This is a genomic window from Bacillus sp. NPDC077411, assembly GCF_044543425.1.
Lineage (GTDB): Bacteria > Bacillota > Bacilli > Bacillales > Bacillaceae_G > Bacillus_A > Bacillus_A bruguierae.
Genome location: NZ_JBITWA010000004.1, coordinates 74,733 through 90,124, shown reverse-complemented (window position 1 = coordinate 90,124; position 15,392 = coordinate 74,733). Strand labels below are relative to the sequence as shown.

The window sequence follows — 15,392 nt, the reverse complement described above, 5'->3', positions numbered from 1 at the left end:
CTATAAAAGCCCAGCCACTTATCGTAGCTGGGCTTTTATGCTATAACTTTTCACAAAATGATTCTATTTCTTCTTTCTTCGGTTTCGCTAATTTAACCATAACCGTGATCCCCTCTAAGAAGTTGGCTGCGTTCATACCGAAAACAATAATTTTATTCCAAACCCAACAAGTATAACGCCGCCAAGTACTTCTCCATATGTTCCAAGAATACTATGCGCCTTACGGCCAATTAGCAATCCGAACCAAGTAAGCATCATACTCACAACACCAAATATGAGAATTGTGACAAACGTACGCGCTCCATAAATACCGAGACTTAAGCCGACAGAAAAACTATCCATACTCACACTAAAAGCAAACAATAGTAAACTCGCCCCGGCCGGAACATTTCTATGCTCATCATCGTGAGACATTGACGTATACACAATGTGAAATCCTAATCCCATTAATAAAATACTACCTATAATAGTGGCAATGGAGCCAAATTGCTCTGATAAAAAACGGCCAAGTATCATACCGATAAAAGGCATAATTATATGAAATGTACCAATTGTAATGCCGATATAAAATATTTGACGCAGCTTAAGCGTAATCATCCCCATACCCAGACTAACAGAAAACGCATCAAGCCCTAGCGCAAATGCCATAATACATAGCGGCAACAATTCGCTTATAATATGTTCAATTGTCATAATGTCCCCCCTCGGACTTGCTACTTCACAATATGCACGTTCGAGGAGAGATAGAATTTATTTTTCGAAGATGATTTGGTGACCGGCCGCTTTTGTTAAACGATTCATGATGGCACTACCAATCCCTTCACTTGGGAACGACTCACTAAAAATAATATCGACACCACTTGCATCAAATGTACGCAATACATCATAAAGCTTTGTCGCAACGGTTGCTAAATCACTGCGTTTTCCACAAGAGAGAACAACGTCTGCTTTATATACATGCTCATACTCCTCTGTTGTTAATACACCTACTTTATAACCTTCTTGCTTTTTATTATCCACAAGTTGCTGAATAAATGTACGCGATCCCTCAACAATACTAAGCGGGGCTTTCGGTGCATAATGTGTATATTTCATCCCCGGCGATTTTGGTTTTTCCGTTGCATCTTTTAATGCTGGATCTAATAAAACAGGACCAATCACTTCTTCTAGTTGCTCTTTTGTAATACCGCCCGGGCGCAAAATTGTCGGTATTTCACTCGTACAATCTACTACAGTAGACTCAACACCGACACCAGTTGCCCCGCCATCAACGATACCAGCAATTTTTCCGTCTAAATCTTCATATACATGAGAAGCAAGAGTTGGGCTAGGACGCCCAGAACGATTCGCACTTGGGGCTGCTACCGGTACACTCGCTGCTTCAATAAGTGCTAATGCTACCGGATGATCCGGCATACGAACTGCCACGGTCTGTAATCCAGCCGTTACTTTTTCAGAAATCCCTTCTTTTTTCGGGAAAACAAGTGTTAAAGGTCCTGGCCAAAAATGCTTCATTAACACATTTGCAACTGGCGGAACATGAGCCACAATACCATTTAATTGTTCTTCCGTACCAATATGTACAATAAGCGGATTATCGCTTGGTCTTCCTTTTGCTTCAAAAATTTTTGCAACAGCCTCATCACTTAATGCATTCGCACCAAGTCCGTACACTGTTTCAGTCGGAAACGCTACTGCTTCATTTTCTCGTAATAAATGCGCTGCTTCTTGTAATTGTGGATAATCTTTTTTTATTTCCACAACATTATCCACAGTCCACATTTTTGTATTCATTTTTTTCACGTCCTTTTCTGCCATGAAATGCTTGTTATTTATAGTTTACTATGAAATTTATCCAAAAGCCAAATAAGGTTTATCCACAAAATGTGGATAAACTCATTTAATCAGTGGATAACTTTGTGAATAGCTGACAATTTAGTATAATTACATTTGGTTGATTTACATTTTTACAAAAATGTTCTAATGTCTGTATTTCTTTTGACACAACATCCTTTTCCACAGTTTCAAATTGAAAAAACTTAAATATTGTAACGGACTGTGGACTATTCGTGAGTAAATATAATTGTTCAATACTTTTCTCTTTCATATACTGCAAAAACGTTTCGAAAAAATGTAAGAACGTAGCTTTATCCACAGTAGGTGTGAATAAACACGAACGAAGAAGCGCATCATTTCCAGCTTGCTCATACCCAACAGCCGCTTGAATCTGTTCCTCATCTACTAATATCATAAAATTCCCGTACAATTGATCTAAGCGTTCTTCTTTCATCCGAGCTTGTCCAAAAAAGGTTTTCAGTCTTTCCACATCTGCTTTTGTAGCAAAACGAATTTGCTTCATACACAATCCCTCCCCATACTTTTATATATGAGGAGGGATTCTCTTTTAGAACTTATTTTGAAAATAAAGATGTAAATGCTTCTACAATAAACAATTTTACTTCTGGCTTTTCTTCCGTTTTTTCTACTACCTTCACTTGCTCTTCTTGTTTACTAACACGCGGTTCTTCTTGCTTACTTTCTTCTTGTAATTCCTTTTCAATACGGTTTTCTTGCGCAGCCTTTGCTTTCACTTTTTGTTTCGGTGCGATGTGCGTCTCTTTCTTCACTTTAAGAGATTGTTTTACTTCTTCTTTTACAATTTCTTTCTGTGCATAATTTTCTTCTATATCGTCTTCATCAATTGTTTCTGCTTGAACAACATTCTCTTCGCGCTTTACAGCTGTACCACTTGAGAAGTCTAAGAAACACATAGGCGGGAATAATACGCACCACCAATTTGCCCCTTCACCTTTTCCGATTGTCACAAGTACCGCTTCATACTCTCCAGCTGGATAAATAAAATTCCCATATACTTTCGTTGGAAATTTGATATGTTTATTAAACTGAACTGTAAAAGTTTCCTTACTGCCTTCTCGTTTCAACGTTTTTGCGACTGTTTGTTGAAGTTCTGGGATACGGCTTTGAATGACGCGGCGTGCGTCTTCAAACGATTTTAACTCTGCCACCCAACCATCGATTTGCGCTTTCACTTCATCACGCACTTTACGTTTTAACTCTTGATCTTCCTTCGAATCACTATTAGCTAAAATACGTAATCGAATCGCCTCTTTCGGAATTACGACAGGTCCTTTTGCATCAGCTTTCATATATCCAAAGTGCGCAATCATTTGTGCACCAATTAATAATAAAAGTAGATAAGCAATCGCTTGTTTTTTCATCTTCTCTCCACCGCCCCTTCAGTAAAACAGTGTAGACAAGTTTTTTTCTTTCTAAACTACTAAATTCAGAATCTATTCGTTTTTTAGGTGGTTATATAAATTGAAAAACGAACAAAAAACCCTTTTCTTTTTAGATGGGCGAGAGCGTCTGGCCATGCATAGTAGCGGTCAGGACCTTTTTCTGCCACGGACAAGAGTTAAAACAAAAGGAGAAAACGAGTGCAGAGCACTTTTTTCTCCCTAGCAGCGAATTTTATGTTTAAAAATTAAAATGGATTTATATATAAATACAAATTGAAAAATCGATATAAAAACCATTTTCCTGCTACGGGTCAAAGAAAACTGACTCAAAAGGGATGTAGATTTCTTTGGGAGGTTAATTCCTTCTTACATGCCCATTGATATATCGGAGATTTTCACAATATATCGACGATTAGACACAACATAAAGATCCTTCAACAATGTTCGACATGCTTGATACACTAAAGGGAGCTGACAAAAGTCCATTTTCAGGTCAGCTCCAAATTAAAATTACATTTCCGCAAAGACCATGCGATCTTTCCCATTAATATCAAAGACCACTTCCACATGTGCATGTGGGAATGTTTCTTTCAATAAAGCACGCACATCCTCACCTTGTCCTACACCCACTTCAAAAGCAACAATCGATTCTTCTTGCAGTACCTTTGGCAATTCCTCCATAAAGCGTCGATAGAAATCAAGCCCATCTTCACCACCTACAAGTGCACGCTTTGGCTCATGCTCTTTCACTACAGAAGAAAGACCTCTCCAATCCTCTTCTGGAATATAAGGTGGATTTGACACAACGACATCTAGTTTTTGCTTCGTTTCCTGAAATGGCGACAATAAATCACCGTGATAGAACGTTACATTCGCCTCAAGTTCTGCCGCGTTTTTCCGCGCCACTTCAATTGATTCCGTGGCAATATCGACTGTGTATACATGTAAATGCGGATTTTCTAAAGCCAGAGTAATTGAAATTGCACCGCTGCCAGTACCAATGTCCGCCACATGGATGTGTTTATCCCCAAATTTACGGCGAATACGTGTTAACACCCCTAGCACAAGTTCCTCTGTTTCTGGTCTTGGAATGAGCACTTCTTCATTTACGAAAAATGGGCGCCCATAAAACATTTCATATCCAATTAAATACTGAACAGGAATACCCTCCACATGCTTATGAATAAAGTTTGTAAAAGTTTTCTCTTGTTCTTCCGTTAATTCTTCACGCATGTTCATCATCAAACCTGTTCGATTCGTCTTTAATACATGACAAAGGACAATTTCTCCCGCATTTTCATCACGTCCATGTTCACGTAAAAAAGAAGAAGCCCATTTCAGGGCTTCATAGACACGCATTACTCAGCTGCCTCCATCTTTTGCGCCTGATCTTCCATCACTAAGGCGTTGATGAAATCATCTAACTTACCTTGTAAGATTTGATCTAGCTTTTGAATCGTTAAACCGATTCGATGGTCTGTAACACGGTTTTGCGGGAAGTTATACGTACGAATACGCTCAGAACGGTCTCCCGTACCAACAGCTTGTTTACGGTTTTGATCGTACTCAGCTTGTGCTTCTTGTCTAAACTTATCATAAACACGTGCACGTAATACTTTCATTGCTTTTTCTTTATTCTTAATTTGGGACTTTTCATCCTGACAAGAAACAACTACACCAGTCGGTAAATGCGTTAAACGTACCGCTGACATCGTTGTATTAACACTTTGTCCACCAGGGCCACTAGAAGCAAACGTATCAACACGAACATCTTTTTCATGAATATCGATTTCTACTTCTTCTGCTTCTGGTAATACAGCTACAGTTGCTGTAGAAGTATGGATACGTCCGCCAGATTCTGTTTCGGGAACACGTTGCACACGGTGTGCACCATTTTCAAATTTCAATTTTGCGAAAGCGCCTTTACCGTTGATCATAAAGATAATCTCTTTATATCCACCTAGTTCTGTGTAACTCGCTTCAATAATTTCTGTTTTCCAGCCTTGAACCTCTGCATAACGGCTATACATACGGTATAAGTCACCAGCAAATAAAGCAGCCTCATCGCCACCAGCAGCCCCACGAACCTCAACGATAACGTTTTTATCATCATTCGGGTCCTTTGGAACAAGTAAAATTTTCAGACGCTCTGATAATTCCTTCTCTTGTCCCTCTAGCTCAGAAACTTCTTCTTTTACCATTTCACGCATGTCAGCATCTAACTTCTCTTCTAACATCGCTTTTGCATCTCTTAATTGTTCACGAACATCTTTATACTCACGGTACACCTCTACCGTTTCTTGCATATCAGATTGTTCCTTTGAATATTCACGCAGTTTATTCGGATCACTAATAACCTCTGGATCACTTAGAAACTCGTTTAACTTTTCATAACGATCTTCTACAGCTTGCAAACGATCTAACACACCATTCACCTCAACATCCTAGTCTCTAATACACATAGTATATGGTACATAACAAAAAAAACGCAAATTATATTTTAAAAGTGGAGGCGGCTCGCTCAGAATGGGAGGGGGATGGAGCTTCTGACATAGAGGCGGGCGCTCTTTGCCTCGTAGGAAGAAGCGAAGCCACCGACCATTCTTGCCGCCGGAGCTGGATATCACTTAAAAGTGGAGCCGACTGTTCAGGCCCGGGGGCGGAACTAGATATCTCCTAAAAACAGATTCACATCTAACTATTCGCATTTTCTAAAAAAACCCGCCTTATGTAGCGAGTTTTTATCTCTGTTTAATTGATACAGCATGGCAATGACGACAACGTGGTTCATATGATTCCGATGCGCCAACTAAAATAATTGGATCATCAAAAGAAGCTGGTTCCCCATCGATTAAACGTTGCGTACGACTTGCAGGAGATCCGCATTCAGCACATACTGCTTGCAGTTTTGTTACATGCTCCGCAATTGCCATAAGCTGAGGAACTTGTCCAAATGGTAGACCACGGAAATCTTGGTCTAAACCGGCAACAATTACACGATAGCCTCGGTTTGCCAATTCTTGCACCACTTCCACAATGTCCCCATCAAAAAATTGCACTTCATCAATTGCTATAACATCAATATCTTCTGTTACGTGTTCAAACATCTCTTTTGAAGCCGCAACAGGAACTGCTCTTACTTTCAATCCATTATGCGACACAACATCTTCTTCACTATAACGGTTATCAATGCACGGTTTAAATACAATCGCGTTTTGCTTTGCGAATTGCGTACGGCGCACACGGCGGATGAGCTCTTCTGATTTCCCGGAGAACATGCTTCCACAAATCACTTCAAGCCAACCGTGTTGATTTATTAAGTACATAAAAGCTCCTCCTTTCACCTATATGAACCCATTTTGATTTTTCGACATATAGATTGCTGCTATGCAGAAAAAAAAGGAGCCTGCTACTTTCTCCCTTTGTTTGAACTTCGCATGTGGCAGTAAAAGGTCCTGACCACTTCTATGCATGGCCAGACGCTCTCGCCCACCTAAAAAAGATGGTTTTATGTCGTTTTTTAATTTGGATTTACCTACTTATTCTTACTCTAAGTAAGTAAAGGTTTATATTTTCGCAAAAAAAACAGACAAGCGGATATATACACTTGCCTGCTTTATGTTTGTTATTACTTAAGGCCGTATTTCTTATTGAAGCGGTCAACACGTCCGTCTGCAGTAGCAAACTTCTGACGTCCTGTGTAGAATGGGTGAGAATCAGAACTGATCTCAACTTTTAGTAATGGATAAGTATTACCATCTTCCCACTCGATAGTTTCGTTAGAACCTTTTGTAGATCCGCTTAAGAATTTGAAGCCTGTGTTTGTATCCATAAATACAACTTTCTTGTAATCTGGATGGATTCCTGCTTTCATTCTTTTCATCTCCTTCCGCCCTGAATCATTTTCGAAACAGAGTTTTTTCATCGTTAGCTGCAATCACAACTATAGCGATGAAACGCACATGATGAAATTATAACAAGGCTATCTGCATTTTGCAACTACCTGTTTTTAGCATTACTTCATCGTGACATATCTCTTTGAATCTGCAGGGATATTTTGTAGAAATTCTTCATTTGTCTTTGTTTGACGTAGCTTACGCAAGAAGCTTTCTATGAAGTCTGGCGTATCTCTCATTGTTTTACGAATACCCCATAACTTGTCTAAATGTTCTTTTGGAATTAATAAATCTTCTTTACGTGTACCAGAACGACGAATATCAATAGCTGGGAAAATACGACGTTCCGCTAAAGAACGATCTAAGTGAAGCTCCATATTTCCTGTTCCTTTGAACTCTTCATAAATGACGTCATCCATACGAGACCCTGTATCAACAAGAGCTGTTGCTAAAATTGTTAAACTACCGCCCTCTTCAATATTACGAGCCGCTCCGAAAAAGCGTTTCGGTCTATGGAATGCCGCTGGATCAATACCACCAGATAAAGTACGTCCGCTTGGCGGAATCACAAGGTTGTAAGCACGCGCTAAACGAGTAATACTATCCATTAAAATGATAACGTCTTTTTTATGTTCAACAAGACGCATCGCACGCTCTAGCACAAGCTCAGCTACTTTAATATGGTTTTCTGGGACTTCATCAAAAGTAGAACTTACAACATCACCTTTTACAGAACGCTCGATATCTGTTACTTCCTCTGGGCGTTCGTCAATTAAAAGTACAATCAGTTCTGCTTCTGGATGATTTGTTGTAACGCTGTGCGCAATTTCTTTTAACAGTATTGTTTTACCAGCCTTTGGAGGCGCAACAATTAGACCACGTTGCCCAAACCCAACTGGTGCAATTAAATCCATGATGCGTGTTGATAATTTCTTCGTTTCCGTTTCCAATTTCATTTGACGATTTGGATATAACGGTGTTAACGCAGGGAAATGCACACGTTCTTTTGCCGATTCTGGATCATCTCCATTAACCGCTTCAACTTGCAGCAATCCAAAATAACGCTCATTTTCTTTCGGAGGTCGCACTTTACCAGAAACCTTATCTCCATTACGCAAATCAAAACGACGAATTTGCGAAGCTGAAATATAAATATCTTCAGAACTCGGGGAATAGTTGATTGGACGTAGGAATCCAAATCCTTCTGATTGAATAATTTCCAGTACACCTTCCATGAAAAAGAAACCTTCTTTTTCTGCTCGTGCTTTTAAAATTGCAAAAATTAGCTCTTTCTTCGTTAATTTGCTGTAATAAGAAATCTTAAATTCTTTTGCAAGTTCATATAACTCTTTTAACTTCATGTTCTCTAATGCTGAAATTGTTAAATTCATTCGGACACCACACTTTAATATTATTCTCTTTTTCATTGGGTAAAGGTAATTGCGGAAGGCTAATACATATAAAATGAAAGGCAATAAGTACAAGTAGAGTAATATTCACTATTGTAACCCTTTTACCTCATTTTAATCAATATGTTACGAGACAAATACAAGAAGCGAAGACAACAAAATTTGTCTTCGCTCTATCCATCACTTGCATACTTCTTATTTTATCTATACAGACAGCCATATTTCCATTTCATAAACATCTTCTGCCCGTGTTCAAAATTCTGCAAAGTCAAAGAAGATAGGTGAAGATGACTGCCCCAAAAAGCACGATTAGTTATAATTTCCAGTAGCAGGGATGAAGAAAAATTCCCACTAATGGAAGTTTTACTTCATAACTAAATTTGGTTTTTTATTTAAACTGTGACGCCCGTCAACAAAGCGAACTGTTCCCGATTTCGCACGCATAACAAGGGAATGCGTTGTACCAGTACTTCCTTTAAATTGAACACCGCGCAGTAATTCACCGTCCGTAACACCTGTTGCTGCAAAGATTGCATCATCACCTCTTACTAAATCTTCCATACGAAGAACGCGGTCGATATCACTAATCCCCATCTTTTTGCAGCGCTCTAATTCCGCTTCGTCTTGTGGAAGGAGCTTTCCTTGAATTTCTCCGCCTAAACATTTTAATGCCACGGCAGCTAAAACTCCCTCAGGTGCACCGCCAGATCCAAATAAAATATCAACACCTGTGCGATCAAACGCTGTGTTAATAGCACCAGCTACATCACCATCATTAATCAATTTAATGCGCGCTCCCGCTTTACGGATTTCCTCAATAATCGCCTGATGACGTGGTCTATTTAAAATAGTTGCTACAACATCTTCAATATCTTTATTTTTTGCTCTCGCAACAGCACGTAAGTTATCAATAACTGGTGCATTAATATCAATAGCACCAACCGCTTCTGGGCCAACCGCAATTTTATCCATGTACATGTCAGGTGCATGTAGTAAGTTTCCATGGTCTGCTACTGCAATAACTGCTAATGCATTCCATCCTCCTGCTGCAACGATATTTGTTCCTTCTAATGGATCAACTGCTACGTCAACGCGCGGACCATATCCAGTTCCTAATTTTTCACCGATATATAGCATTGGCGCTTCGTCCATTTCCCCTTCACCAATTACTACAGTTCCTTTCATCGGCACTGTGTCAAATACATCGCGCATCGCTGAAGTTGCAGCTCCATCCGCTTCATCCTTCTTACCGCGTCCCATCCAACGTGCTGATGATAACGCTGCAGCCTCCGTTACACGTACTAATTCCATGGATAAACTTCTTTCCACTATAATCCCTCTCCTTTAAACCTTAATATTTCTCCCACAATTAACATTTAATACCGTTTACCTTATGTCGCTTTACCTATGCAAAGCTCTTTAGGCATTTTTCATCTGTTCAATCTCTTGGCTTGTCATTTTTTCACGCCAAATTTTCGCTCCAAGACCTCGGAGCTTGTCTTCTAAATTTTCATAGCCGCGATCAATATGTTCTAATCCCGTAACTTCTGTAACCCCTTCTGCCATTAAACCTGCAATAACAAGAGCAGCTCCGGCACGTAAGTCACTCGCTTTTACTTTAGCTCCTTGCATTAAAACAGGCCCTGTCACGATAGCAGAACGACCTTCTACTTTAATTTGCGCATTCATTCTTCTTAATTCATCTATATGTTTAAAACGCGCTCCGTAAATGGTATCCGTTACAACTGCCGTTCCACTTGCCTTCGTTAATAGCGTCGTAAACGGTTGCTGTAAGTCAGTTGGAAATCCTGGATATACGAGTGTTTTTACATCCACCATTTTTAGCTGACGGTCCCCATCTACCACAATTTGATCATCGTGTGTTTCTACTCTTACACCCATTTCTCGAAGCTTAGCCGTTATAGATTCTAAATGCTGCGGAATCACATTATCAATTACAACTTCACCGCCAGAAGCCGCTCCCAAAATCATATACGTTCCAGCTTCAATGCGATCAGGAATAATAGAATGATAACAACCATGAAGCGATTCAACACCATCAATACGAATCACGTCTGTTCCTGCCCCTTTAATACGAGCTCCCATGCTTGTAAGAAGTGTTGCTACATCAATAATTTCTGGCTCTTTCGCTGCATTTTCAATGACTGTTCTACCTTTTGCGCGCACTGCAGCAAGCATAATATTAATTGTCGCGCCTACGCTAACAACATCTAAATAAATACGTGCTCCCCGCAGTTCATCTGCGCGTAAATATATTGCACCTTGCTCATTAGTTACTTGTGCTCCAAGCGCTTCAAAACCCTTAATATGTTGATCAATTGGCCTTGGTCCTAAATGACATCCACCAGGAAGTCCAATTACTGCTTGTTTAAAACGACCAAGCATTGCTCCCATTAAATAATAAGAGGCACGCAATTTTTTTACCTTTCCATTTGGAAGAGGCATTGCTACCATTTTCGAAGGATCAATTGTCATTTCTTCGTCTGGATGATATGTGACAGATCCACCAATTTCCTCCAATAAATCACCGAGTATTTTCACATCAGAAATATTAGGTACACCACCGATTGTAACTGGTGTGTCTGCTAAAATGGTCGCAGGAATAAGCGCGACAGCACTATTTTTTGCGCCGCTCACACGAATCGAACCATGTAAGGGCACACCGCCTTCAATTAGCAACTTATCCATCTCAAACCCCCTTCTTGTGAATTCATTCCCCGATCTAATCCCTATTTAAACGGGTAATTTCACTATTTCGGATACGTTTTTACACTTGCGAGTATGTCCATGCTATTTGTTTCCTTTATTTTTACACAATTACAAAAATATTTCTCTTTAAATGCCCTAACAAGTAGAAATTTGTCTATTCTATAAAATGTTCACGCTTTCATTATACAACGAAACGAAACCGTCTAAAAGGCTAGACGGTTTCTAAAGTCATTTTTAGAATTATGCTTGACCGTTAGAACCAAACTCACGGATTTTACCGATTACAGTCGCTTTAATTGCTTCACGGCCAGGTCCGATAAATTTACGAGGATCGTAAGCTTCTTGGTCTTTATTTAATACTTCACGAACCGCTTTTGTAAACTCGATTTGGTTTTCTGTGTTTACGTTGATTTTAGAAGTACCTAAAGAGATAGCTTTTTTGATGTCAGCTGTTGGGATACCAGTACCACCGTGAAGTACTAAAGGTACACCAGTTAAGTCACGAACTTCTTCCATTTCTTTGAATCCTAAGTTAGGCTCACCTTTGTAAGGACCATGTACAGAACCTAATGCTGGAGCAAGGCAGTCAATACCTGTTGCAGCTACTAGTTCCTTACATTCCTCTGGATCAGCGTAGATAACACCTTCAGCTACTACGTCGTCTTCTTGTCCGCCAACTGTACCAAGCTCAGCTTCTACAGATACGTTACGAGCATGTGCATATTCTACTACTTTTTTAGTAGTTTCAATATTTTCTTCAAATGGATGGTGAGAAGCATCGATCATTACAGATGTGAAACCTGCATCAATTGCTTCTTTACATTTTTCGAAGCTTGAACCATGATCAAGGTGAATCGCAACAGGAACAGTGATGTTCATTTCTTCGATTAAAGCTTTAACCATAGCTACAACTGTTTTGAAACCAGTCATATGACGAGCTGCACCTTCAGATACACCTAAAATTACAGGAGATTTTTCTTCTTCCGCAGCAGCTAAGATAGCTTGTGTCCACTCTAAGTTATTCATGTTGAATTGACCAACTGCGTATTGTCCTTCTAGCGCTTTGTTTAGCATTTCTTTCATGGAAACTAAAGGCATGGTAAATCCTCCTAAAAACGTTTTTTTGTATCCGATAAGTTCTTATCGGTGGTAGTATGACCACGATAAGGGAAAATATGTATAACCACATACCGGACTTTTTTCTACACTCCATAGGATACCAACTTGTACTCAAAAACTCAACCGCATTCACCTGCTCATCAGTTCATGAAAACGCTTTTTTTCATACTTTTTAATAAAAAATTCACGATTATGCTTGTACAGCGATTTCTTTTCGCACGGCTCCCCGAATTTCATCAATATCAAATGGCTTTGCAAAATGCATTAACGCACCGAGTTCTTTTGCTTCTTGAATCATATCTAATTCACCATAAGCCGTCATTAAAATCACTTTAATATCTTGATTAATTTCTTTCACATGTTTTAAAATTTCAATTCCGTCCATACCCGGGATTTTCATATCTAAAATAACTAAATCCGGACAATCTTTTTTCACAATATCAAGGGCTTGAAAACCGTTTGCTGCTTGGAATGTTTCGTAACCTTCCTTTTGAAACACCTCATGTAATAAAACACGAATGCCGTATTGATCATCAACGATTAAAATTTTCCCTTCCATGCTCCCCAACCTTTCTATAATAAACGCATAATTTATATTTCTCGCATCTCTTTCGATTTATTTTCGCTACATTTTATCAAATTCCTTCCTATTCTTTCTTATTTTACCGCTTCCTATTTCCTAGCGCTAGCACCGTTATGAATAAATAAGCTATAATGAAAGCCGGCAAGCATGCTAGAAAGGAGCATCACCATGTTTAAAATTTTTTCCACTCAGTTAGGTGGCTATTTCACAAAAATTGCTCAGAAAGAAGAAATGAATATAGAAGATAGCGCTCGTTTACTTGCACAAGCATTAGTCGGAGATGGGTACATTTATTTGCACGGTACGAAAGAGATGGAAGGTGTAATTTACGAAGCCCTATACGGAGCAGAGACTATGCAAAATGCAAAACGTTTATTTGAAGACGGTAAACAAGCAGACGTAACCGCTGCCGATCGCGTACTACTTATTAGCCGTTTTTCCACAGATGAAGAGATTATTTCACTAGCAAAACATTTGCAGGAAAACGGTCATTTTATTGTTGGTATTTCAGCTGAACAAGAAGGCGAAGTGTCATTAGAACAATTCACCGATGCACATATCGATACAAAACTTGTAAAACCATTAATTCCAGATGATGATGGCTCTCGTTATGGCTTTCCAAGTTTAATGACAGCTTTATTTGCATATCACGGATTAAAATTTACAATCGATGACATTATAAATGAATATGAATAACAGAAAAAGGCGCCCTATAGTAGGACGCCTTTTTCTCATTACTTACCTTCTTTATTAATAATAGAAGCTTGTACGAAGTCATGGAACAACGGTTGTGGACGGTTTGGACGAGATACAAGTTCTGGGTGGAACTGTGCTGCCACGAACCAAGGATGTTCTTTTAATTCGATAATTTCTACTAAACGACCATCTGGGCTTGTACCAGAGAAGATGAACCCTGCATTTTCCATGTCTTGACGGAATTGATTATTGAACTCATAACGATGACGATGACGTTCATATACAACCGGTTCGTTATATGCATTGTAAGCATTTGTTTCTGGTGTAAGCTTACATGGGTATAAACCAAGACGAAGTGTACCACCTAAATCTTCGACATCTTTTTGTTCTGGTAATAAATCGATAATTGCGTAAGGCGTGTCAGGATTAATTTCAGAAGAGTTTGCACCTTCTAATCCTAATACGTTACGTGCAAATTCGATTGATGCAAGTTGCATCCCTAAGCAAATTCCTAAGAATGGAACTTTGTTTTCACGTGCATATTGAATTGCAGCGATTTTACCTTCAACGCCACGGTCCCCGAAACCACCTGGTACAAGAATACCGTCTGTATCGCCAACTAATTCTTTCACATTTTCTGCTGTTACGTGCTCAGCATTTACCCATTTCACTTCTACATCTGTATCAAATTTATAACCTGCATGACGAAGTGCTTCCACAACAGAAATGTATGCATCTTGAAGCTCTACATATTTACCAACAAGAGCAATTTTTGTTTTCTTAGACAGATTGCGTACTTTTTCAACTAACGCATTCCATTCTGTCATATCTGCAGCTGGATTGTCTAATTTTAAATGATCACAAACAATTTGGTCCATGTTTTGCTCTTGAAGAGATAATGGAACTGCATATAATGTATCTGCATCGAGTGCTTCAATTACTGCTTTTGGATCAATATCGCAGAATAATGCTAGCTTATCTTTCATATCTTGAGAAACAGGAAGTTCTGTACGAACAACGATAATGTTCGGCTGAATACCTAAGCTGCGAAGTTCTTTAACACTGTGCTGCGTTGGTTTTGTTTTCATTTCACCCGCTGCTTTTAAGTACGGAATTAACGTACAGTGGATGTACATTACATTGTCACGGCCAATATCACTCTTAATTTGGCGAATTGCTTCTAAGAATGGTAAAGACTCAATGTCACCAACAGTTCCGCCGATTTCTGTAATTACAACGTCCGCATTTGTTTCACGGCCCGCACGGAATACGCGCTCTTTAATTTCGTTTGTAATGTGAGGAATAACTTGAACTGTTCCTCCTAAATATTCACCACGGCGCTCTTTTTGAAGAACAGAAGAGTAAATTTTACCTGTTGTTACGTTGCTGTATTTATTTAAGTTAATATCAATGAAACGCTCATAGTGACCAAGGTCTAAATCTGTTTCTGCACCATCGTCTGTTACGAATACCTCACCATGTTGGTATGGACTCATTGTCCCTGGGTCTACGTTAATATACGGGTCAAACTTTTGAATTGTTACATTTAAACCACGATTTTTTAATAGTCTTCCAAGGGATGCTGCTGTGATCCCCTTTCCTAGAGACGATACTACACCGCCTGTTACAAAAATATACTTAGTCATGAATGTACTCCCTTCCACTTTGCTGTTATATAATTACCGCTGCAAATCACAAC

The 15,392-nt window shown here is 39.2% G+C and carries 16 protein-coding genes; 2 read left to right on the top strand and 14 right to left on the bottom strand.

Annotated elements, in window-relative coordinates:
* Positions 1-132: 132 nt before the first annotated feature.
* The 4 genes from ACIGHG_RS07590 to spoIIR form a co-directional block, all read right to left on the bottom strand.
* Positions 133-693: a manganese efflux pump MntP gene (locus ACIGHG_RS07590; RefSeq protein WP_336471891.1), complete on the bottom strand. Its 561-nt coding sequence runs from the start codon at positions 691-693 to the stop codon at positions 133-135.
* Positions 694-750: 57 nt separating this feature from the next.
* Positions 751-1,794: an L-threonylcarbamoyladenylate synthase gene (locus ACIGHG_RS07585; RefSeq protein WP_090917935.1), complete on the bottom strand. Its 1,044-nt coding sequence runs from the start codon at positions 1,792-1,794 to the stop codon at positions 751-753.
* Positions 1,795-1,900: 106 nt separating this feature from the next.
* Entirely contained in the window at positions 1,901-2,359 is a 459-nt protein-coding gene (locus ACIGHG_RS07580) for a GNAT family N-acetyltransferase (protein ID WP_336471889.1), read from the bottom strand.
* Between the two features lie 52 nt (positions 2,360-2,411).
* Positions 2,412-3,239 carry a stage II sporulation protein R gene (gene spoIIR, locus ACIGHG_RS07575; protein WP_396547882.1) on the bottom strand — a complete coding sequence of 276 codons (828 nt, stop codon included), beginning with the start codon at positions 3,237-3,239 and terminating at the stop codon, positions 2,412-2,414.
* Between the two features lie 100 nt (positions 3,240-3,339).
* Here spoIIR and ACIGHG_RS07570 point away from each other — a divergent pair, with 100 nt between their 5' ends.
* Positions 3,340-3,483 (top strand): hypothetical protein, encoded by a 144-nt coding sequence (locus ACIGHG_RS07570; protein WP_336471887.1) that lies wholly within the window; start codon positions 3,340-3,342, stop codon positions 3,481-3,483.
* Positions 3,484-3,770: 287 nt separating this feature from the next.
* Here the strand turns inward: ACIGHG_RS07570 and prmC are convergent, their stop codons facing one another.
* From prmC to ACIGHG_RS07525, 9 genes are all read right to left on the bottom strand, one after another.
* Positions 3,771-4,619 (bottom strand): peptide chain release factor N(5)-glutamine methyltransferase, encoded by an 849-nt coding sequence (gene prmC / locus ACIGHG_RS07565; protein ID WP_396547880.1) that lies wholly within the window; start codon positions 4,617-4,619, stop codon positions 3,771-3,773.
* Entirely contained in the window at positions 4,619-5,686 is a 1,068-nt protein-coding gene (prfA, locus tag ACIGHG_RS07560) for a peptide chain release factor 1 (RefSeq protein ID WP_139207720.1), read from the bottom strand. The genes prmC and prfA overlap by 1 nt, the downstream gene beginning before the upstream one ends.
* 315 nt (positions 5,687-6,001) lie before the next feature.
* On the bottom strand, positions 6,002-6,586 hold the full coding sequence (locus ACIGHG_RS07555; RefSeq protein ID WP_336471885.1) for a thymidine kinase: 585 nt from the start codon (positions 6,584-6,586) through the stop codon (positions 6,002-6,004).
* A gap of 302 nt (positions 6,587-6,888) precedes the next feature.
* Positions 6,889-7,134, bottom strand: coding sequence for a type B 50S ribosomal protein L31 (locus ACIGHG_RS07550; RefSeq protein ID WP_034635411.1), 246 nt, complete (start codon positions 7,132-7,134; stop codon positions 6,889-6,891).
* A gap of 141 nt (positions 7,135-7,275) precedes the next feature.
* Entirely contained in the window at positions 7,276-8,547 is a 1,272-nt protein-coding gene (gene rho / locus ACIGHG_RS07545; protein WP_020059786.1) for a transcription termination factor Rho, read from the bottom strand.
* 381 nt (positions 8,548-8,928) lie between these two features.
* The gene (gene glpX, locus ACIGHG_RS07540; protein WP_090917947.1) at positions 8,929-9,894 is read right to left on the bottom strand and encodes a class II fructose-bisphosphatase; all 966 of its coding nucleotides are present in this window, start codon (positions 9,892-9,894) and stop codon (positions 8,929-8,931) included.
* Between the two features lie 90 nt (positions 9,895-9,984).
* Complete coding sequence (locus ACIGHG_RS07535; RefSeq protein ID WP_090917948.1) at positions 9,985-11,274, bottom strand: UDP-N-acetylglucosamine 1-carboxyvinyltransferase; 1,290 nt, start codon at positions 11,272-11,274, stop codon at positions 9,985-9,987.
* A 261-nt stretch (positions 11,275-11,535) separates the two neighbouring features.
* Positions 11,536-12,393, bottom strand: coding sequence for a class II fructose-bisphosphate aldolase (locus ACIGHG_RS07530; protein ID WP_336471884.1), 858 nt, complete (start codon positions 12,391-12,393; stop codon positions 11,536-11,538).
* 211 nt (positions 12,394-12,604) lie between these two features.
* The gene (locus tag ACIGHG_RS07525; RefSeq protein WP_090917952.1) at positions 12,605-12,973 is read right to left on the bottom strand and encodes a response regulator; all 369 of its coding nucleotides are present in this window, start codon (positions 12,971-12,973) and stop codon (positions 12,605-12,607) included.
* Positions 12,974-13,165: 192 nt separating this feature from the next.
* Here ACIGHG_RS07525 and ACIGHG_RS07520 point away from each other — a divergent pair, with 192 nt between their 5' ends.
* Complete coding sequence (locus ACIGHG_RS07520) at positions 13,166-13,693, top strand: DUF2529 domain-containing protein (RefSeq protein ID WP_396547876.1); 528 nt, start codon at positions 13,166-13,168, stop codon at positions 13,691-13,693.
* A gap of 38 nt (positions 13,694-13,731) precedes the next feature.
* Here ACIGHG_RS07520 and pyrG read toward each other — a convergent pair whose 3' ends face one another.
* Complete coding sequence (gene pyrG, locus ACIGHG_RS07515; protein WP_090917957.1) at positions 13,732-15,339, bottom strand: CTP synthase; 1,608 nt, start codon at positions 15,337-15,339, stop codon at positions 13,732-13,734.
* Positions 15,340-15,392: the final 53 nt, after the last annotated feature.